The organism is Burkholderia sp. KBS0801 (assembly GCF_005937855.2).
Classification (GTDB): Bacteria; Pseudomonadota; Gammaproteobacteria; order Burkholderiales; family Burkholderiaceae; genus Burkholderia; species Burkholderia ambifaria.
The window spans coordinates 2,273,402-2,293,435 of sequence record NZ_CP042177.1; the positions used below are offsets into that span (position 1 = coordinate 2,273,402).

Here is a 20,034-nt window from a genome sequence, read left to right on the forward strand (position 1 = left end):
CAGCCGCCAGAAAAAAGAATGATCGTTCGATTATAGCGGTGGCGCTTGCGTTCCGGCGACCGGCAGTCGAGGCCGCTCTCTAGCGATAGAGGGGCCGAGGCGCGCGCAACCGGCGCGTCGGAGGGGCGCGGCATGACGCCGAACGCTCGTGCGGCCGGCCTGCGGCAGCTTTCGCACCGCGGCACCGCGACAGCCGACGGCCCGCAGCCGCCCTAACCCGCCGCCTTGCCATCCGCCGCGTCCTGCGCGGCGAGCTCGTCCAGCTCCGCCTGCTCGAAGCCGGCGATGCGGCGCGCGTCGAAATTGAACGGACCGCGCAGCCGCGGCGCATGGTATTGCTCGGCCAGCTCGCGGTAGGCAGACACCGGATCGCGGCCCGCCGCGTCGCACAAATGCCGGAACCAGCGGTTCCCGATCGCGACATGGCCGATCTCGTCGCGCAGGATCACGTCGAGAATCGCCGCGGAGGCGTCGTCGCCGGCCTGCACGAGCCGCGCGCGGATCGGCGGCGACGCGTCGAGCCCGCGCGCCTCGAGCGTGCGCGGCACGAGCGCCATGCGCGCGAGCACGTCAGCCTTGGTCCGCTCGCACATCTCCCACAGCCCGTTGTGTGCGGGAAAATCGCCGTACGCATGCCCGAACTCGGCCAGCCGGTCGGACAGCAGCGTGAAGTGATAAGCCTCCTCTGCCGCGACCTTCAGCCAGTCCGCATAGAACGCGTCCGGCATCCGGGCGAAACGCCACACGGCATCGAGCGCGAGGTTGATCGCATTGAATTCGATATGCGCGAGCGCATGCAGCAGCACCGCGCGCCCCGCGGGCGAGCGCATGCTGCGACGCTCGAGCTGACGCGGCTCGACGAGCGGCGGGCGCGCCGGGCGGCCCGGCAGGTCGGCCGGCTCGTCCAGCTCGACCACCGGCGCGATCGCGGCCTGTCCGGCCGGCAGTGCGTCGTACAGCGCGCGGACCTGCGCGGCCTTCGCGGCCGGCTCGGACATCCGCAGCGCGTCGAGCGCGGCGCGGCGCACACAGCGCGGCGCGGCGGTGAAAGAAGAAGGCTCCATGTTCGTCAAAACGGGGGCACCATCCGTGCGCGTCGCGGGAGCGCATGCACGCGACGGTTTACAATACGCGTTTGTGCCGGGACGCAATGCAATGCGCCCGGCACGCCAGACGCGCCATTCTACCGGCGCCCATCATCGAAGAGACCAGGAGACTCCGTGACGATCTACAAACTGGGCGAGACGGCCCCGACGATCCACGAAAGCGTATTCGTCGCCGATACGGCGGCCATCATCGGCAAGGTCGTGCTGGAGGAAAACGCGAGCGTCTGGTTCGGCGCGACGATTCGCGGCGACAACGAGACGATCACGGTCGGCACCGGCAGCAATGTCCAGGAAGGCGCGGTCCTGCACACCGACCCCGGTTTTCCGCTGACGATCGCCGAAAACGTGACGATCGGGCACCAGGCAATGCTGCACGGATGCACGATCGGCGAAGGTTCGCTGATCGGGATTCAGGCGGTGGTCTTGAATGGTGCGGTCATCGGCCGCAACTGTCTGGTCGGTGCAGGCGCGGTCGTGACGGAAGGCAAGGTGTTCCCGGACAACTCGCTGATTCTCGGCGCCCCGGCGAAAGTCGTGCGCGAGCTGTCGGCGGACGACATCGCGCGACTGCGCGCCAATGCGAAGACGTACGTCGAGCGACGTGCGCATTTCAAGGAGCAACTCGTGCGGATCGGGTGATTCGCGCGATTTCAAGGAAGAAGAGTGAGCGACCAGTTACAGAAATTCATGTTCAATTCGGCACCCGTGCGCGGCGAGATCGTCTCGCTGCGCAACACGTGGCAAGAGGTGCTTTCCCGCCGTGACTACCCTGCTCCGGTGCGCACGGTGCTCGGCGAGATGATGGCCGCGTGTGCGCTGCTGTCCGCGAACCTGAAATTTCACGGCACCCTGATCATGCAGATCTTCGGCGACGGGCCGGTCCAGATGCTGGTCGTCCAGTGCAGCTCGGACCTGTCGATGCGCGCCACGGCCAAGTTCGCCGGCGACGCGGCGCAGACGATCGGCGACGACACGCGCTTCGCGTCGCTCGTCAACGCAAGCGGCCACGGCCGCTGCGTGATCACGCTCGACCCGGCCGAGAAGCTGCCGGGCCAGCAGCCGTACCAGGGCATCGTGCCGCTGAACGGCGTCGACGGTCCGCTCGAATCGGTGTCGCAGGTGCTCGAGCACTACATGCATCACTCGGAGCAGCTCGACACGCGGCTGTGGCTCGCGGCCGATCGCGACCGCGCGGTCGGCATGCTGCTGCAGAAGCTGCCGGGCGACGGCGGCATCGTGCCGCGCAACGCCGAGACGGACATCGATACCTGGGAGCGTGTGTGCACGCTCGGCGGCACGCTGTCCGCGAAGGAACTGCTCGAGGTCGAGCCGGAAGTCGTGTTCCGCCGGCTCTTCTGGCAGGAAAACGTGCAGCACTTCGAACCGGCCGGAACGCGCTTCCAGTGCTCGTGCTCGCGCGAGAAGGTCGGCGCGATGCTGCGCATGCTCGGTCGCGATGAAGTCGACAGCGTGATCGTCGAGCGCGGTCACGTCGAGATTCACTGCGAGTTCTGCAACCAGCGCTACGAGTTCGACCCCGTCGACGTCGCGCAGTTGTTCGCCGCGCCGGAACTCGCGACCGGCATCACGCCCGCGGCCGGCCAGCGTCACTGAGCCGCGCGCCCGTGCGCGCGATGCGGGCGCGGGCGCATAATGGACGCATGAGCGTGGCACGCACGGCTCGGTCGCCGCAGGCCCGGCCTTCGGCACAAGCCGCTTCTCGCTGTCGGCGCGCTGCTGGAGAGATACATGAATCACCCGTTCCGCACCTTCGTCCTGACCAGCGTCGCCGCCGGCACGCTGGCCCTCGCCGGCTGCGCGGTGCAGCCGCCTTCGTCGACGATACTCAGCCGCCTGCCCGAACCGGGCGCATCGGGCGGCCAGCCGCCCGCGCTGTCGAGTGCGGAACGCAAACGCTACGACGAAATCGACCGGCAGGTGCTGCGCGAGCAGAACGATGCCATGGCAGCCGAGGCAGCCGCGCGCGCGTGGGCGTATTACGCGCCGCCGCCCGTGACGGTCTACGGCGGCTATTACGGCGGCTGGGGAAACCGCTGGGGCACCGGCATCGGCTATGGCTATCCGGGCTGGTGGTGGTGATGCGCGAACGCGCCGATCGACCCGATTGAAAACCGGCAGGAAATAAAAAAGCGCGGCATTTCCCGCGCTTTTTCAATGGTTCGGACTGCCGTGCTCAGTGATGTGCTCAGTGATGCGCGGCCTTGCCCTTCTCGCCGCCGTGATGCCGCGACGGCTTTGCAATCGACTGCGGGTTCGGCACGACACGCACGGGCGCCGCGGACACGGCGCCGCGCGTCGACGTGTTCGACGGCGTGGTGTTCAGCGGCCCGGCCGGCGTGTTCGGCGACACGAACTGCACGAATACTTCGCCGTCCTTCACCATGCCCATCTCGTAGCGCCCACGCTCCTCGATGGCCGCGGTGCCGCTTTGCAGATCCTGCACTTCCCCCGCGATCCGTTCATTGCGCAGCTTCTCGTCCGCGTTCTTCTGCAGCTGATCGCCGAGTTGCTGACGCAATTCGTGCACCCGCAACCAGCCGCCGTGTCCCCACCATAGGGGGTACTGAATGAGCGCCAGCAAGGCAATCAGGACGACAGTGACAAGCCGCATGTAGGAAACGCAGATATAAGAAGCGCCGCTTCGCGCGAATGCACGGAGCGGCGTCGAGGTGACGAACCCGATAGTAACGCGTTAGCGCAGGTTATAGAAAGCCGATTTGCCCGGGTAGCTCGCGATATCGCCGAGATCTTCCTCGATACGCAGCAGCTGGTTGTACTTCGAGATGCGGTCGCTGCGCGACAGCGAACCCGTCTTGATCTGACCGGCGTTCAGGCCGACCGCGATATCCGCGATCGTCGAATCTTCCGTTTCGCCCGAGCGGTGCGAGATCACGGCCGTGTAGCCCGCGCGCTTCGCCATTTCGATTGCCGCGAACGTTTCGGTCAGCGTACCGATCTGGTTGATCTTGATCAGGATCGAGTTCGCGATGCCCTTCTCGATGCCTTCCTTCAGGATGCGCGTGTTCGTGACGAACAGGTCGTCGCCGACGAGCTGCACCTTCTTGCCGAGGCGCTCGGTCAGCAGCTTCCAGCCTTCCCAGTCGCTTTCGTGCATGCCGTCCTCGATCGACACGATCGGGAACTTGTCGGCGAGCGTCGCGAGGTAGTCGGTGAATTCGGCCGACGACAGTTGCAGGCCTTCGCCGGCGAGCTGGTACTTGCCGTCGTGGTAGAACTCGGAGGCCGCGCAGTCGAGGGCAAGGAGGACGTCTTCGCCCGCACGGTAGCCGGCCTTCTCGATCGCCTGCAGGATCGTCGACAGGCATTCGTCGTTGCTGCCGAAGTTCGGTGCGAAGCCGCCTTCGTCGCCGACTGCCGTGCTCATGCCGCGGTCGCTCAGGATCTTCTTCAGCGCGTGGAACACTTCCGCGCCGCAACGCAGGGCTTCACGGAACGTCGGCTGGCTGACCGGGACGATCATGAATTCCTGGATGTCGAGGCTGTTGTTCGCGTGCGCGCCGCCGTTGACGATGTTCATCATCGGGACCGGCAGCTGCATCGCGCCCGAGCCGCCGAAGTAGCGGTACAGCGGCAGGCCGGCTTCTTCGGCCGCTGCCTTCGCGACGGCCATCGACACGGCCAGCATCGCGTTCGCGCCGAGGCGCGACTTGTTGTCGGTGCCGTCCAGCTCGAGCAGGGTCTTGTCGAGGAACGCCTGTTCCGACGCGTCGAGGCCCATGATGGCTTCGGAGATTTCGGTGTTGATGTGCTCGACCGCCTTCAGCACGCCCTTGCCGTTGTAGCGGCCGGCTTCGCCGTCACGCAGTTCGATCGCTTCACGCGAGCCGGTGGACGCGCCCGACGGCACCGCCGCGCGGCCCATCGTGCCCGATTCGAGCAGCACGTCGCATTCGACGGTGGGGTTGCCGCGCGAATCCAGAATCTCGCGGCCGATGATATCTACGATTGCACTCATGGGTTTCCTCTGAGAATGACGATGGATTCTTCAAACTGCGACGACACGCGTGCCGAAACCGCTTTCGCTACAGACGCGCGAAGCCGCCGCAAGGTTCATTCGATCTTTAGTTGAAATCGTTTTCCAGGAACGGATGGCGCTTCACCGCCTGGTCGAGCGTGACGAGGGTCTCCAGCAACGCGCCCATCCGGTTCAGCGGCACCGCGTTCGGGCCATCCGACTTCGCTTCGGCCGGATTCGGGTGCGTTTCCATGAACAGGCCCGCGACGCCCGTCGCGACCGCGGCACGCGCGAGCACCGGCACGAATTCGCGCTGGCCGCCCGAGCTCGTGCCCTGCCCGCCCGGCAGCTGCACCGAGTGGGTCGCGTCGAACACGACCGGCGCGCTCGTCTCCCGCATGATCGCGAGCGAACGCATGTCGGACACGAGGTTGTTGTAGCCGAACGAGACGCCGCGCTCGCACGCCATGAAGCGGTCTTCCGACAGACCGGCTTCACGCGCCGCTTCGCGCGCCTTGTCGATCACGTTCTTCATGTCGTGCGGTGCGAGGAACTGGCCCTTCTTGATGTTGACGGGCTTGCCCGAGCGCGCGCACGCATGGATGAAGTCGGTCTGGCGGCACAGGAACGCGGGCGTCTGCAGCACGTCGACGACCGACGCGACCTGCTCGATCTCGTCGATCGAATGCACGTCGGTCAGCACCGGCAGGCCGAGCTGGCGCTTCACCTCGCCGAGGATCCGCAGGCCCTCGTCCATTCCGAGGCCACGAAACGACTTGCCCGAGCTGCGGTTCGCCTTGTCATAGGACGACTTGTAGATGAACGGCACGTTCAGCTTCGCGCAGATTTCCTTCAGGCGGCCCGCCGTGTCGATCGTCATTTGCTCCGATTCGACGACGCAGGTACCCGCGATCAGGAAGAAAGGCTGGTCGAGACCGACCTCGAAATCGCACAGCTTCATGCTTTCACTCCGCGCGCTTGCTTGTTGGCGAGCGCGGCTTCGACGAACGATTTGAACAGCGGATGGCCGTCACGCGGCGTCGACGTGAATTCCGGGTGGAACTGGACGCCGACGAACCACGGGTGCATCGAACGCGGCAGCTCCATCATTTCCGGCAGATCCTCGCTCGGGGTACGGGCGCTGATGATAAGGCCGCCGGCTTCGAGCTGGGGCACGAAGCGGTTATTGACTTCATAACGGTGGCGATGGCGCTCGTTCACGTCCTTGCCGTAGATCTCTTCGGCCATCGTGCCCGGCTTGATCGGGCAGCGCTGCGAGCCGAGGCGCATCGTGCCGCCGAGATCCGACTCTTCGGTGCGCGTCTCGACCTTGCCGTCGCGGTCGTACCACTCGGTGATCAGCGCGACCACGCGTTCCGGCGTTTCCGGATCGAATTCCGTGCTGTTCGCCTGTTTCAGGCCGACGACGTCGCGTGCGAATTCGATCACCGCGAGCTGCATGCCGAGACAGATGCCGAGGTACGGCACCTTCGACTCGCGCGCGTAGCGGATCGCCGCGATCTTGCCTTCCGTGCCGCGACGGCCGAAACCGCCCGGAACGAGCACCGCATCCAGGTGCTTCAGGCTGTCGACACCGTTCGTCTCGATCTCTTCCGAGTCGATGTATTCGATGTTGACCCTGGTCGACGTATGCAGCGATGCGTGGCGCAGTGCCTCGATCAGCGACTTGTACGACTCGGTCAGATCGACATACTTGCCGACCATGCCGATCGTGACTTCGTGCTTCGGGTTTTCCAGCTTCTCGACGAGCTCCGACCACATGCTCAGGTCGGCGTCCTTCGGCGACAGCTTCAGCTCCTCGCAGATGATCCGGTCGAGGCCCTGGTCGTGCAGCATCTGCGGAATCTTGTAGATGCTGTCGGCGTCCCACACCGAAATCACGGCGTCTTCCGGCACGTTGGAGAACATCGAGATCTTCTTCGATTCGTCGTCGGGGATGCGGCGATCCGCACGGCACAGCAGCACGTGCGGCAGGATGCCGATCTCGCGCAGCTTCTGCACGCTGTGCTGGGTCGGCTTCGTCTTCAGCTCGCCGGCCGTCGCGACGTACGGCACGAGCGTCAGGTGCACGAAGCACGCGCTGTTGCGGCCGAGGCGCAGGCTCATCTGGCGCGCGGCTTCGAGGAACGGCAGCGACTCGATGTCGCCGACGGTACCGCCGATCTCGACGATCGCGACGTCCGGCTCGCCGCAGGTGGCCGATGCCGCCCCGCGCTCGATGAACGCCTGGATTTCGTTCGTGATGTGCGGGATCACCTGCACGGTCTTGCCGAGATAGTCGCCGCGGCGTTCCTTGCGGATCACCGATTCGTAGATCTGGCCGGTCGTGAAGTTGTTGGCCTTGCGCATCTTCGTGCTGATGAAGCGCTCATAGTGGCCGAGGTCGAGGTCGGTCTCCGCTCCGTCTTCCGTCACGAACACTTCGCCGTGCTGGAACGGGCTCATCGTGCCGGGGTCGACGTTGATGTAGGGATCGAGTTTGAGGAGGGTGACTTTCAGACCGCGCGATTCAAGGATCGCGGCGAGAGAGGCGGCGGCAATACCCTTGCCGAGGGAAGAAACTACGCCGCCGGTGACGAAAACATATTTGGTCATCGCTGGATGCTCGCGGGAAAAACGGATTATACCGTAAAGCCCGCCCTTCTCTCAGCAATTGGCGCGATGATCGCGCCCCTTCGCGCCGTGCCGCACCGGCCGTGCGGGCAGACGCGAACCGACCGGCCGGTCGGTGCACCGCGCATGTGCAACGGCAGTGCACCGGACTGCGTCAGGCGCGCTTCGCGAGCGCCACGCTGTCGCGCGGCACGCCGCCCTCCGCCGCCTTCAGCGAATTCAGCATCCGCTGCAATGCGCGGGCCGTCTCGATCGGCCGCTCCATCGGGAACAGGTGGCTGCCCTCGAGCCATTCGATGCGCCCGCGCGCCGCGCGACGCGTCGCATCGAGCCCGACCTGCCGCACTTCGCGCGAGCGCGTGCCGGCGAGAAAGCCGAGCGGCACCGGCGCGCCGTGCGCGAGCCGCGGGCCGAGCGTGTGCGGCAAGGTCCGGTAGATCAGGTATTCGACCTGGCGGTCGAACGCGAGCGCGCGTTCGCCGTCGGCGCCCGCCTGCGGGATGCCGTAGTCGATGTAGTCAGACAGCATCCGTTCGTCCCAGCGGGCGAACGCCGGTTTCTCGTGGAAGTGCCGCCAGACTTCGTCGCGGCTCGTCCAGCGCGTACGCCGGTTGCGGGTCGCGGCCGCCGGCGACAGCCGCTCGTCGAGCCCGGCCCACTGGCTCGCGCGCAGCGCGCCGGCGCGCCAGCCCGCGATGATCGGCGAATCGATCATCACCACGCCGCGCACCCAGTGCGGCTTTTTCAGCGCGGCCATCAGCGACAGGTAGCCGCCGAGCGAATGGCCGACGAGCCAGACCGGGCGCTCGTAGCGGCCGCCGATGTCGTCGAGCAGCTGTTCGACGAGATGCGGCCAGTCGCGCGTCACCGGGTAGCGACGATCGTGACCGATGCGTTCGATGTAGCGCAGCTCGTAGTCGTCTGCCAGCTCGGCGAAGATCGTCCGGTACGTCGACGCCGGAAAACCGTTCGCATGCGAGAAGTGGATGATGTCCTTCAAACGCCAATGTCTCCTTTGTCGGTCACCGGTCCATCCAGTACCGTCGCTGCTCATCGCGATAACGCTCGAACGCGAACCCGCCGCCCGCCGGCGCGACGTCGAACCGCACGGCCCCGTCGCGATCGGTGCGCGGCAGCGGAATCCCGCGCGCCTCGTAGCGCGCGAGGACCGTCCGGTGCGGATGCCCGAAGCGATTGCGATAGCCTACAGGAAATACCGCGACGCGCGGCTCGACCGAATCGAGGAAAGGCTCGACCGACGACGTGCGGCTGCCGTGATGCGGAACGACGAGGATCTGCGCGGCCAGTGCGTCGCGCGCGTCGGCCACCAATCGCCGTTCGGCGCGCGCCTCGATGTCGCCCGTCAGCAGTGCCGACGTGCCGCCCGCGTCGATGCGCAACACACACGATTGCTCGTTCGACGGGCCGGCGCCTGCGACGCCGGGCGGCCACAGCATCGTGAAGACGACACCGTCCCAAATCCACCGCTGCCCGGCCGCGCACGGCAGCCGATCGGCCACGCCGGCCGCCTGCGCGTCGCGCCACAGCCGGTGTTGCGGCGCAATGCCGGCGAGCAGCTGGCGGACCTCGGCCGCCGCATAGACGGCCGCCGCGCCGCCCGCGTGATCGGCGTCCGCATGGCTGAGCACCAGCGAATCGATGGTCCGGATTCCGCGTGCGCGCAACGCCGGCGCAACGATCCGCGTGCCGGCATGGGTCGACTCCGCACCCGGCCCCGCATCGAACAGCAGGGTCCGGCGCGCGGTCTCGACCAGCACCGACGCGCCCTGCCCGACGTCGAGCACGGTCAGCCGGAAACCGCCCGGCGGCGGCGCATCGGGCGCCGGTGCGACCAGTGGCAGCCATGTGAGCGGCGCCGCCCAGCGCAGCGGCCAGCCGCGCGGCATCAATGCCCACCCGACACCCACGCATGCCAGCACCAGCACCGGCCAGTCCGGCATGCGCAGCCAGAACACGCCGGCCGGCCAGTCTGCGAGGTGCCGGAGCAGCGCCATCATCGGTTCGAGCGCCGCATGCGCGAGCCGGAATGCATATGCGTCCAACGGCGCGGGCAACCCGATACCGGCGAGGACGATCGGCGTCACGACGGAACTGACCCACGGAATCGCGAACGCATTGCCGAGCGGGCCCGATACCGAGATCTGCGCGAACCACGCGGCCGTGAGCGGCGCGAGGCCGAGCGTCACCGCGTACTGCACGCGCGTCGCCTCCGCGATCCGGTGCCCTGCACGCGTGCACCATGCGCGCGGCCGGCGCCAGCGATCGGCCGCGGCGGCGCCATCGGGCGCACTGTCGTCGCCGCCGTCGAATTCACGCACCGCGCGCCAGCCCGCCACCGCCATCAGGATCACGGCGACCGCCCCGAACGACAGCCAGAACCCGGCCGACAGCACCGCCCACGGATCGGCGATCAGCACGCCGCCGAGCGCCGCGCACAACACCGCGGAAGTCGGCACGCTGCGTCCGGCCAGATAGGCAGCCGCCCCGGCCGCGATCATCCACCACGCGCGCTGCGCCGGCACGTTGAAGCCGGCAAGCGCCGCATAGCCGGCGGCGGCCGTCAGCGCCGCCATGGAAGCGACGTAGGGCGCCGGCATCACGAGCACCGCGGCACGTCCGCGCCAGCGCAGACGCCGCCAGACCATCGACACGATCCCGCCCGCGATCGCGCCGACGAGCCCGACGTGCAGGCCCGAAATCGCGACCAGATGGCTCGTGCCCGTATTGCGCAGCACGCGCCAGTCGTCGTCGCCGATACCGGATTGATCACCGACCGCGAGCGCGGTGACGATGCCGCGATGGCGCGCGTCGTCGGGCCCATCGCCGAGCGCGTCGCCGATACGGGTGCGCAGCGCGTCGCGCAGCCGATCGATCGATGCGCGCCATCCTGCTGCACGCGCGTCGAGCAATTCCGCGCGCTCGGGCGCGACGACATAGCCGATCGCACGAATGCCCGCAGCCAGCCACGCCGCCTCGCTGTCGCGCACGCCGGGATTCGCCTCGGCATGCGGGCGCTTCAGCCGCACGACGAGACGCCAGCGCTGCGCCGCGCGCAAATCGGGAATCGCATCGCGTGCGGCGGGCGCGCCGTACGTGCGCCACGACAACCGGATCACCGGCGGGAAACGGGCGACGCCCGCGTCGTTCGATTCGACGGCCAACAGCAGTCGCGCGCCGGTGTCGTCGATCACCGGCAACCCACGGATCACACCCGTGACGGCGATGTCGCGCCCTTCCCATTCGACGGGCAGGCTGTCACGCAGCCGCCATTCGGCGCGCGCGGCCGCATAGCCGAATCCGATCGCACAGGCGGCGCTTGCGCACAGCATCCACCGGAGCGCGACGATCGCACGGGTTCGACGGCGCCGCGCACACCATGCGAGCAGCGCGCCGCAACCGGCCAGCACCGCCGCCCCGATTACCCAGCCGCTCGCGCCCGGCAACGCCGCCTGCCGCTGCAGCACGACGACGCCGAGCGCGAACGCGATCCACCCCACCCGCATCGCGCCTCCTCGTCGACCCGGCGCCGCCGATATCGATGCGGCGCCTTCCGGCAACGATTATGCGGACGAAAGTGCGAGGCGCGGCAGCGCGGCGAGCGCGTTAGCCGTTGTGGATAGGCACAAGGAGTGAGCATCGATCCCGCGCAGTTCGGCGAGCACGGCGCCGATGCGCGGCACCTGGCCGGGCGTGTTGCGGGACTTGTACGCCCACTCGGGCGCGATGTCGGGCGCGTCCGTCTCGACGACGATCGCGTCGAGCGGCAACTGCGTGGCGAGCCGGCGGATCTGCAACGCGCGTCCGAACGTCACGTTGCCGCCGAAGCCGAGGTGCAGCCCCTGCGCGAGATACGCATCGGCCTGCTGAAAGCTGCCGTTGAACGCATGCGCGATGCCGCGCCGCACACCGAAGCGACGCAACCCGGCGAGCACGCGGTCCTGCGACTTGCGTACGTGGCACAGCACCGGCAGGTCGAATTCGCGCGCGAGCTTCAGTTGCCCCTGATAGAAGAATTGCTGCCGTTCTTCATCGAGCCCCGGCACGAAGTAGTCGAGACCGATCTCGCCGATCGCGACGAAGCGCGGATCGTCGAGGCTCGCCTCGATCTCCATGCGCAGCCGGTCGAGATCGGCGTCGTGCGCCTGCGGCGTAAACATCGGGTGGATGCCGAGCGCATAGGCCGCACCGGGCGTGCGCTGCGCGAGTTCGCGCACCGTCGTGAAATTGTCGCGCCCGACGCTCGGGATCACAATGCGCGACACGCCGGCCGTGCGCGCCGCCTCGGCGACCGCGTCGCGGTCGGCATCGAATTCGCCGGCGTCGAGATGGCAATGCGTATCGATCCACATGGCGGTTTTCCTGCGCACTCGCCGCGCCGCCGGGACTCACCCGGCAGCGCAGCGGGAGCGCTCGTTCACACCGGCAGCGCCGGCTCCTCGTGCAGTACGCCGTCGCGCAAGCGCATGATGCGGTCGCAGCGCGCCGCGAGCTCGGGGTCGTGCGTGACGATCACGAAACTCGTTTCGAGTGTCTCGGACAATTCGAGCATCAGGTTGAACACCGTATCGGCCGTCGTGCCGTCGAGGTTGCCGGTCGGCTCGTCGGCGAGCACGCAGGCCGGCTTCGTCACCAGCGCGCGCGCGATCGCGACGCGCTGCCGCTCGCCGCCCGACAGCTCGCCCGGCCGATGCTTCGCACGCGGGCCGAGACCGACCCGCTCGAGCATCGCCTGTGCCTGCTCGCGCGCATCCTCCGTCGTCATCCGGCGAATGCGCAGCGGCATCGCGACGTTGTCGAGCGCGGTGAATTCCGGCAGCAGGTGATGGAACTGATAGACGAACCCGAGCGCGCGATTGCGCAACTCGTTGCGCTCGCGCTCGGCGAGCTGCGTAAACGGCTTGCCGAGCAGCGACACTTCGCCCGCGCTCGGTTCGTCGAGGCCGCCCAGCACGTGCAGCAGCGTGCTCTTGCCGGAGCCCGACGCGCCGACGACCGCGAGCTTCTCGCCACGCCGGACCGTCAGCTCGGTGTCGTTGAGCACCTGCACATTGAAGCCGCCTTGCACGAACGCCTTCGTGATCCCGCGCGCCTGAAGCACGTATTCCTGCATACCTGCCGAATCCTGTCTGATGGGTTGTCGTGAATCCGCGAATGCGGTGGCGCGATCATTCATAGCGCAGCGCCTCCGCCGGCTTCACCTTCGCGCCGCGCCAGCTCGGATAGAGCGTCGCGACGGCCGACAGCACGAACGCGATCAGGCCGATCTTGATCACGTCACCCGCGACGAGCTCGGACGGCAGCTCGCTGATGAAGTACACCGACGGCGGCAGGAACTGCACGCCGAACAGGTGCTCGATCATCGGGATCAGCCACGGAATGCTCCACGCGATCAGGCAGCCGAGCGCGACGCCCGACGCGGTGCCGACGAAACCGATCGTCACGCCCTGCACGACGAAGATCTTCATGATCGACCCCGGCTGCGCGCCGAGCGTACGCAGGATCGCGATGTCGGCCTGCTTGTTGGTCACCGTCATCACGAGCGACGACACGAGGTTGAACGCAGCGACCGCGATGATCAGCGTGAGGATGATGAACATCATCCGCTTCTCGATCTGCACGGCCGAGAACCAGGTCTTGTTCTGCTGGGTCCAGTCGCGGATGTACAGGCTGCCCGACAGCGTGTGCGACAGCTCGACCGCGACCTGCGGCGCCTTCTGCATGTCGGTGAGCCGCAGCCGCACGCCGGTCGGCGCGGACATCCGGAACAGCGCCTCCGCGTCGCGGATGTTGACCATCGCGAGCGTGCTGTCGTATTCGTAGTGGCCCGATTCGAACACGCCGACGACCGTGAACTGCTTGAGCCGCGGCATCATCCCGGCCGGCGTGATCGTGCCTTCGGGCGCGACCAGCGTGATCTTGTCGCCGACCGTCACGCCGAGGTTGCCCGCGAGCGCATCGCCGAGCACGATGCCGAACTGGCCGGGCACGAGCGCGGTCAGCTGGCCCGCCTTCATGTCCTTGCCGATGTCGGACACCTGCGGTTCGAGCGACGGCTCGACGCCGCGCAGCATCACGCCGCTCACCGCGTCCTGGCGCGTGAGCAGCGCCTGCGCGTCGACGTAAGGCGCCGCGCCCGTCACCGACGGATTGCGGCGTGCCTCTTGCGCGGTCAGTTGCCAGTCGGGCATCGAGCCGGTCGGCGAGAACACCTCGACGTGCGCGAGCACCGACAGCATGCGGTCGCGCACTTCCTTCTGGAAGCCGTTCATCACGGACAGCACGACGATCAGCGCCGCGACGCCAAGCGCGATGCCGAGCATCGACACGAGCGCGATGAAGGAAATGAAGCCGTTGCCGGTCGTGCGTTTGCCGGCGCGCGTGTAGCGCCAGCCGATCTGCCATTCGTACGGAAGTTTCAAGCGAATCCTTTCTGCTGGTTACGGCGGGGATGACGGCCCGCGCCCGGGAGCGCCATCCGGCGGCGGCCGGCCACCCGGGCGCGGTCGAAAAACGGTCGCCGGACGCAATCGGGCCGTCCGCCGGCCCGATCACGCGCGCAGTTTGCCATACAATGCGCACCATCATGCACGACCGACGCCTCCATTTCCTCGTTCCGTTCGCGCTGCCGTCGGCAGCCGATGCGGCCTCGTCCCTGCACACGCTGGACAGCCCCGCGCTCGAAAAGTTGCTGGCCCGCGCGAGCCTCGTCGAGCGCGTGGCCGGCGAGGACTTCCAGCGCACGCTGCCGCACGAGCGCTGGCTGGCCCGCCAGTTCGGCGCGAGCCGGGGCAACGCCGCCGACGAGGCGCCGCTCGCGCCCTACATGCTGCTGGCGGACGGCGGCGACCCGGGCACCCAGGCCTGGGCGTGCGTCGAGCCGGTGCACGTCCAGATCGCGCACGATCACCTCGTGCTCGTCGACCCGGCCAGCCTCGCGCTCGACGACGGCGACGCCGCCGCGCTGCTGGCGGTCGCGCGCCCGCTGATCGAGGAGCTCGGCGTACGGCTGGAAGCGCCGCAGCCGACCCGCTGGTACTTGTCCAGCGAACAGCTCGCCCGCCTCGCCGGCGCCGCGCCGCTGCGCGCGAGCGGCCGCAACATCGAAATCTGGCTGCCGCACGAGGCGCACACCGGCGAACGTTCGCGGATGTGGATGAAGCTGCAGAACGAAGTGCAGATGGCGTGGTTCCAGCACCCGGTCAACGAAGCGCGCGAAGCGCGCGGGTTGCCCGCCGTCAATTCGATCTGGTTCCATGCGCAAGGCACGCTGAAGCCGGTCGGCAAGCCGTTCGAGCGCGTGCTGTCCGCTTCCCCCGCGGCGCTCGGCCTCGCGCGCGCCGCGCAGGCCGAGGCCGGTGCCGCGCCGGCCGCCTTCGGTGCGCTGCCCGCCGCCGCCGGCGCGACGCTCGTCGAGCTGCCGGCGCTGTCCGCCCCGTTCATCGAACAGGACTGGGCACGCTGGCACGACGCGCTCGCCATGCTCGAGCGCGACTGGTTCGCGCCGACCCTCGCCGCGCTGCGGAGCGGCGAGCTGGCCAGCGTCGATTTCACGCTGTGCGGCGACACCAGCTCCGTGACGCTGCACGCGACGCGCGGCGACCTGCGCAAGTTCTGGCGCCGCCGCGCGCTGGCGTCCCTGTTCGAATGACCCCACTCGTATGACCCGGATCGTTACCCGCCCCGTCGCGCCCGCCGACGCAGAAGCGCTCGCGCGCCACGGCCTGCATCCCGTCCTCGCGCGGCTGTACGCGTCGCGCGGCGTGCAGTCCCCGACCGACATCGAGACCGCGCTCGCGCGCCTCGTGCCGCCCACCGAACTGAAAGGCTGCGCGGATGCCGCGGCGCTGCTCGCCGACGCGATCGCCAACAAGCGCCGCCTGCTGGTCGTCGCCGACTACGACTGCGACGGCGCGACCGCCTGCGCGGTCGCGGTGCGCGGCCTGCGGATGTTCGGCGCGCAGATCGACTACCTGGTGCCGAACCGCTTCGAATACGGCTACGGGCTCACGCCCGAGATCGTCGAACTCGCGGCCGCGCGCAAGCCCGACCTGCTGATCACCGTCGACAACGGGATCGCGAGCGTCGCGGGCGTCGAAGCCGCGAATGCACGCGGCATCGACGTGCTCGTGACCGACCACCACCTGCCCGGCGACGCACTGCCCGCCGCGCGCGCGATCGTCAACCCGAACCAGCCCGGCTGCGCGTTCCCGAGCAAGCACATCGCCGGTGTCGGCGTGATGTTCTACGTGCTGCTCGCGCTGCGCGCCGAGTTGCGCCGCCGCGGCGCGTTCGCGAGCAAGGAAGCCGAGCCGCGCCTCGACGGCCTGCTCGACCTCGTCGCGCTCGGCACCGTCGCCGACGTGGTGCGGCTCGACGGCAACAACCGCGTGCTCGTCGCGCAGGGGCTGCAGCGCATCCGCAACGGCCGCATGCAGCCGGGCATCGCCGCGCTGTTTCGCGCCGCCGGCCGCGAGGCGCGCACCGCCTCGGGCTTCGACCTCGGCTTCGGCCTCGGCCCGCGCCTGAATGCCGCCGGCCGGCTCTCGGACATGTCGCTCGGCATCGAATGCCTGATCACCGACGACATCGGCCGCGCGTGGGACCTCGCGCAGCAGCTCGACGTGATGAACCGCGAGCGCCGCGAGATCGAGGCCGGCATGCAGCAGCAGGCGCTCGCCGACCTCGCCGACATCGATCCGGCCGACGCGTGCACGATCACGCTGTTCAACCCCGAATGGCACCAGGGCGTGATCGGCATCGTCGCCGGGCGGCTCAAGGAGAAATTCCACCGCCCGTCGTTCACGTTCGCGCATGCGGACGAAGCCGGCACACGGGTCAAGGGTTCGGGTCGCTCGATTCCCGGCTTCCACCTGCGCGACGCGCTCGACCTGGTGTCGAAGCGCGAGCCCGACCTGATCGTCGCGTTCGGCGGCCACGCGATGGCGGCCGGCCTCACGCTCGGCACCGACGACGTGCCGCGCTTCGCGGCCGCGTTCGAGGCGGTGGCGCGCGAGTGGCTGTCCGACGACGCGCTCGCGCGCGTGATCGAGACCGACGGCGAACTGGAGGACGCGTATTTCACGCCGCAGTTCGTCGGGCTGCTCGACGAAGCCGTGTGGGGCCAGGGCTTTCCGGCCCCGCTTTTCTCCGGCGAGTTCGACGTCGTGTCGCAGTCGCTCGTGAAGGAAAAGCACCTGAAGCTGCAGTTGGCGCGCGGCCGCCAGCGCTTCAACGCGATCTGGTTCAACCACACCGAGCCGCTGCCGGCGAGCGCGCTGATCGCGTATCGCCTCGTCGCCGACACGTGGAACGGCGTGACGCGCGTCCAGCTGATCGTCGAGCACGCGGCCGGCTGAGCACCGGCCACCCGGCCCGCGCGCTCGCGGGCCGCATGCGCGCCGCGCCGAACGGGGCCACGGCGCGCATGCAAGCACACTCCGCGTCACCGGGAAACCCCGCCGATCGGCTATAATTCCGCTTTTTTACGAAGCAAGAACAGCGAACGATCATGGAAGCGGAACGTCTCAACGCGATCGAAAGCTCCCTGCTCGACCTGCGCACCCGCGCGGGCGAGCTTCGGGGGTATCTTTGACTACGACGCCAAATCTGCGCGTCTGACCGAAGTCAACAAGGAACTCGAAGACCCGAACGTCTGGAACGATTCGAAGAACGCCCAGGCACTCGGCCGCGAGAAGAAGCTGCTCGAAGGTGTCGTCACGACGCTCACCGCGCTCGATAGCGACCTGCGCGATGCGCTCGACCTGTTCGAGCTCGCACGCGAGGAAGGCGACGAAGACACCCTCATCGCATCCGAAGACGACGCGAAGAAGCTCGAAGCGCGCGTCGGCGACATCGAATTCCGCCGGATGTTCTCGAACCCGGCCGACCCGAACAACTGCTTCATCGACATCCAGGCCGGCGCCGGCGGCACCGAGGCGTGCGACTGGGCGTCGATGCTGCTGCGCCAATACCTGCGCTATTGCGAGCGCAAGGGCTTCAAGGCCGAAGTGCTCGAAGAGTCGAACGGCGACGTCGCCGGCATCAAGAACGCGACGGTCAAGGTCACGGGCGAATACGCATACGGCTTCCTGCGCACCGAAACGGGCATCCACCGCCTCGTGCGCAAGTCGCCGTTCGACTCGTCCGGCGGCCGCCACACGTCGTTCTCGTCGGTGTTCGTGTATCCGGAAATCGACGACTCGATCGAAGTCGAGGTCAATCCGGCCGACCTGCGCATCGACACGTACCGCGCGTCGGGCGCGGGCGGCCAGCACATCAACAAGACCGACTCGGCCGTGCGGATCACGCACATGCCGACCGGCATCGTCGTGCAGTGCCAGAACGACCGCTCGCAGCACCGCAACCGCGCCGAAGCAATGGCGATGCTGAAGTCGCGCCTGTACGAAGCCGAGATGCGCAAGCGCCAGGCCGAGCAGGACAAGCTCGAATCGAGCAAGACCGATGTGGGCTGGGGCCACCAGATCCGTTCGTACGTGCTCGACCAGAGCCGCGTGAAGGACCTGCGCACGAACGTCGAAATGAGCAACACGCGAGCCGTGCTCGACGGCGATCTCGACGACTTCATCAGCGCGAGCCTCAAACAGGGCGTGTAAGCGCCGCGGCGCGGCCTCTCCGGTCGCGCCCGCCCTTCCCGTTGCGTTGCCGCACCCACTCCGAATTCCGACCATCATGACCGAACCGACCCAAACGCAGCCCGCCGTCGCGGCGGACGAAAACCAGATCATCGCCGAGCGCCGCGAGAAGCTGCGCGCATTGCGCGAGCAAGGCGTCGCCTATCCGAACGATTTCCGGCCGACGCATCACGCCGCCGATCTCCAGGCCACCTTCGCCGACTCGGACAAAGCCGCGCTCGAAGCGAACCCGGTCGAGGTGTCGGTCGCCGGCCGCATGATGCTCAAGCGCGTGATGGGCAAGGCGAGCTTCGCGACGGTGCAGGACGGTTCGGGCCAGATCCAGTTCTTCGTGACGCCGAACGACGTCGGCGCGGAAACCTACGACGCATTCAAGAAGTGGGATCTCGGCGACATCGTCGCCGCCCGCGGCGTGCTGTTCCGCACCAACAAGGGCGAGCTGTCGGTCCAGTGCAAGGAACTGCGCCTGCTGTCGAAGGCGCTGCGCCCGCTGCCGGACAAGTTCCACGGCCTCGCCGACCAGGAAATGCGCTATCGCCAGCGCTACGTCGACCTGATCGTCACGCCGGAAACGCGCGACACGTTCCGCGCGCGCACCCGGACCATCGCGTCGATCCGCAAGTTCATGGACAACGCCGACTTCATGGAAGTCGAAACGCCGATGCTGCACCCGATCCCGGGCGGCGCCGCGGCCAAGCCGTTCGTCACGCATCACAACGCGCTCGACATGCAGATGTTCCTGCGCATCGCGCCGGAGCTGTATCTCAAGCGCCTGATCGTCGGCGGCTTCGAGCGCGTGTTCGAGATCAACCGCAACTTCCGGAATGAAGGCGTGTCGCCGCGCCACAACCCGGAATTCACGATGATGGAGTTCTACGCCGCGTACACCGATTACCGCTGGCTGATGGACTTCACCGAGCAGCTGATCCGCCAGGCGGCGATCGATGCGCTCGGCACCGCGACGATCCAGTACCAGGGCCGCGAACTCGACCTCGCAAAGCCGTTCCACCGCCTGACGATCACGCAGGCGATCCAGAAGTACGCGCCGCAATACACCGACGGCCAGCTGTCCGACGACGCATTCCTGCGTACCGAACTGAAGCGCTTCGGCGTCGACGTGTCGCAGCCGGCCTTCCTGAACGCCGGTATCGGCGCGCTGCAGCTCGCGCTGTTCGAGGAAACCGCCGAATCGCAGCTGTGGGAGCCGACCTACATCATCGACTACCCGGTTGAAGTGTCGCCGCTCGCACGCGCGTCGGATACGACGCCGGGCATCACCGAGCGTTTCGAGCTGTTCATGACGGGCCGCGAGATCGCGAACGGCTTCTCGGAGCTGAACGATCCGGAAGACCAGGCCGCGCGCTTCAAGAAGCAGGTCGAGCAGAAGGATGCCGGCGACGAGGAAGCGATGTTCTTCGACGCCGACTACATCCGCGCGCTCGAACACGGGATGCCGCCGACGGGCGGCTGCGGGATCGGCATCGACCGTCTCGTGATGCTGCTGACCGACAGCCCGACGATCCGCGACGTGCTGCTGTTCCCGCACCTGCGCCGCGAAGACTGACGCTCGTGCCTGCGTGTGCGCCGCGCCCCGCGGCGTGCACGCGTGCGGTTTGTAACCACG

The 20,034-nt window shown here is 67.9% G+C and carries 17 protein-coding genes; 7 read left to right on the top strand and 10 right to left on the bottom strand.

Annotation, left to right across the window (positions count from 1 at the left end; all coding sequences use genetic code 11):
* Positions 1-212 precede the first annotated feature (212 nt).
* Positions 213-1,064 carry a ferritin-like domain-containing protein gene (locus FFI87_RS10790; RefSeq protein ID WP_138847477.1) on the bottom strand — a complete coding sequence of 284 codons (852 nt, stop codon included), beginning with the start codon at positions 1,062-1,064 and terminating at the stop codon, positions 213-215.
* A 156-nt stretch (positions 1,065-1,220) separates the two neighbouring features.
* Here FFI87_RS10790 and FFI87_RS10795 point away from each other — a divergent pair, with 156 nt between their 5' ends.
* From FFI87_RS10795 to FFI87_RS10805, 3 genes are all read left to right on the top strand, one after another.
* Entirely contained in the window at positions 1,221-1,745 is a 525-nt protein-coding gene (locus tag FFI87_RS10795; protein ID WP_006761906.1) for a gamma carbonic anhydrase family protein, read from the top strand.
* A gap of 24 nt (positions 1,746-1,769) precedes the next feature.
* Entirely contained in the window at positions 1,770-2,720 is a 951-nt protein-coding gene (gene hslO / locus FFI87_RS10800; protein WP_138847476.1) for an Hsp33 family molecular chaperone HslO, read from the top strand.
* Positions 2,721-2,855: 135 nt separating this feature from the next.
* Entirely contained in the window at positions 2,856-3,206 is a 351-nt protein-coding gene (locus FFI87_RS10805) for a hypothetical protein (protein WP_138847475.1), read from the top strand.
* Between the two features lie 106 nt (positions 3,207-3,312).
* On the opposite strand, the gene ftsB is transcribed toward FFI87_RS10805, so the two are convergent.
* From ftsB to FFI87_RS10850, 9 genes are all read right to left on the bottom strand, one after another.
* A complete protein-coding gene (gene ftsB / locus FFI87_RS10810) occupies positions 3,313-3,738 on the bottom strand; it encodes a cell division protein FtsB (RefSeq protein ID WP_012364208.1) in 426 nt (141 codons plus the stop codon).
* An 81-nt stretch (positions 3,739-3,819) separates the two neighbouring features.
* The gene (gene eno, locus FFI87_RS10815) at positions 3,820-5,103 is read right to left on the bottom strand and encodes a phosphopyruvate hydratase (protein WP_006751590.1); all 1,284 of its coding nucleotides are present in this window, start codon (positions 5,101-5,103) and stop codon (positions 3,820-3,822) included.
* 106 nt (positions 5,104-5,209) lie between these two features.
* Positions 5,210-6,064 (bottom strand): 3-deoxy-8-phosphooctulonate synthase, encoded by an 855-nt coding sequence (gene kdsA, locus FFI87_RS10820; RefSeq protein WP_126228151.1) that lies wholly within the window; start codon positions 6,062-6,064, stop codon positions 5,210-5,212.
* Entirely contained in the window at positions 6,061-7,719 is a 1,659-nt protein-coding gene (locus FFI87_RS10825; RefSeq protein WP_012364210.1) for a CTP synthase, read from the bottom strand. Before FFI87_RS10825 ends, kdsA begins: the two co-directional genes overlap by 4 nt.
* A 172-nt stretch (positions 7,720-7,891) precedes the next feature.
* Complete coding sequence (locus tag FFI87_RS10830; RefSeq protein ID WP_011657364.1) at positions 7,892-8,737, bottom strand: alpha/beta fold hydrolase; 846 nt, start codon at positions 8,735-8,737, stop codon at positions 7,892-7,894.
* Between the two features lie 22 nt (positions 8,738-8,759).
* Positions 8,760-11,261 carry a DNA internalization-related competence protein ComEC/Rec2 gene (locus FFI87_RS10835; protein ID WP_138847474.1) on the bottom strand — a complete coding sequence of 834 codons (2,502 nt, stop codon included), beginning with the start codon at positions 11,259-11,261 and terminating at the stop codon, positions 8,760-8,762.
* 57 nt (positions 11,262-11,318) lie between these two features.
* Positions 11,319-12,107, bottom strand: coding sequence for a TatD family hydrolase (locus FFI87_RS10840; RefSeq protein ID WP_012364213.1), 789 nt, complete (start codon positions 12,105-12,107; stop codon positions 11,319-11,321).
* A 65-nt stretch (positions 12,108-12,172) separates the two neighbouring features.
* Positions 12,173-12,931: a lipoprotein-releasing ABC transporter ATP-binding protein LolD gene (gene lolD / locus FFI87_RS10845; RefSeq protein ID WP_011657367.1), complete on the bottom strand. Its 759-nt coding sequence runs from the start codon at positions 12,929-12,931 to the stop codon at positions 12,173-12,175.
* Positions 12,924-14,177, bottom strand: a complete 1,254-nt coding sequence (locus FFI87_RS10850; RefSeq protein ID WP_012364214.1) for a lipoprotein-releasing ABC transporter permease subunit — start codon at positions 14,175-14,177, stop codon at positions 12,924-12,926. Before FFI87_RS10850 ends, lolD begins: the two co-directional genes overlap by 8 nt.
* A 152-nt stretch (positions 14,178-14,329) precedes the next feature.
* Here FFI87_RS10850 and FFI87_RS10855 point away from each other — a divergent pair, with 152 nt between their 5' ends.
* The 4 genes from FFI87_RS10855 to lysS all read left to right on the top strand — a co-directional run bounded on the left by FFI87_RS10855 (position 14,330) and on the right by lysS (position 19,974).
* The gene (locus FFI87_RS10855; protein WP_186381698.1) at positions 14,330-15,406 is read left to right on the top strand and encodes a regulator; all 1,077 of its coding nucleotides are present in this window, start codon (positions 14,330-14,332) and stop codon (positions 15,404-15,406) included.
* A 10-nt stretch (positions 15,407-15,416) separates the two neighbouring features.
* Entirely contained in the window at positions 15,417-17,114 is a 1,698-nt protein-coding gene (gene recJ, locus FFI87_RS10860; RefSeq protein WP_138847472.1) for a single-stranded-DNA-specific exonuclease RecJ, read from the top strand.
* Between the two features lie 152 nt (positions 17,115-17,266).
* Positions 17,267-18,371, top strand: a protein-coding gene (gene prfB / locus FFI87_RS10865) for a peptide chain release factor 2 (RefSeq protein WP_138847471.1) whose coding sequence is annotated in 2 segments (ribosomal slippage) — positions 17,267-17,347 and positions 17,349-18,371 — 1,104 coding nt in all. Because the reading frame shifts where the segments join, the coding sequence is not laid out codon by codon here.
* Between the two features lie 76 nt (positions 18,372-18,447).
* On the top strand, positions 18,448-19,974 hold the full coding sequence (gene lysS / locus FFI87_RS10870) for a lysine--tRNA ligase (protein WP_011657372.1): 1,527 nt from the start codon (positions 18,448-18,450) through the stop codon (positions 19,972-19,974).
* Positions 19,975-20,034: the final 60 nt, after the last annotated feature.

Excerpts from the sequence above, each read along its gene's own strand:
- FFI87_RS10790 (WP_138847477.1), bottom strand. The coding sequence starts at position 1,064 with ATGGAGCCTTCTTCTTTCACCGCCGCGCCGCGCTGTGTGCGCCGCGCC.
- FFI87_RS10805 (WP_138847475.1), top strand. The coding sequence starts at position 2,856 with ATGAATCACCCGTTCCGCACCTTCGTCCTGACCAGCGTCGCCGCCGGC.
- ftsB (WP_012364208.1), bottom strand. The coding sequence starts at position 3,738 with ATGCGGCTTGTCACTGTCGTCCTGATTGCCTTGCTGGCGCTCATTCAG.
- eno (WP_006751590.1), bottom strand. The coding sequence starts at position 5,103 with ATGAGTGCAATCGTAGATATCATCGGCCGCGAGATTCTGGATTCGCGC.
- kdsA (WP_126228151.1), bottom strand. The coding sequence starts at position 6,064 with ATGAAGCTGTGCGATTTCGAGGTCGGTCTCGACCAGCCTTTCTTCCTG.
- FFI87_RS10825 (WP_012364210.1), bottom strand. The coding sequence starts at position 7,719 with ATGACCAAATATGTTTTCGTCACCGGCGGCGTAGTTTCTTCCCTCGGC.
- FFI87_RS10835 (WP_138847474.1), bottom strand. The coding sequence starts at position 11,261 with ATGCGGGTGGGGTGGATCGCGTTCGCGCTCGGCGTCGTCGTGCTGCAG.
- FFI87_RS10840 (WP_012364213.1), bottom strand. The coding sequence starts at position 12,107 with ATGTGGATCGATACGCATTGCCATCTCGACGCCGGCGAATTCGATGCC.
- lolD (WP_011657367.1), bottom strand. The coding sequence starts at position 12,931 with ATGAATGATCGCGCCACCGCATTCGCGGATTCACGACAACCCATCAGA.
- FFI87_RS10855 (WP_186381698.1), top strand. The coding sequence starts at position 14,330 with ATGCGCACCATCATGCACGACCGACGCCTCCATTTCCTCGTTCCGTTC.
- recJ (WP_138847472.1), top strand. The coding sequence starts at position 15,417 with ATGACCCGGATCGTTACCCGCCCCGTCGCGCCCGCCGACGCAGAAGCG.
- lysS (WP_011657372.1), top strand. The coding sequence starts at position 18,448 with ATGACCGAACCGACCCAAACGCAGCCCGCCGTCGCGGCGGACGAAAAC.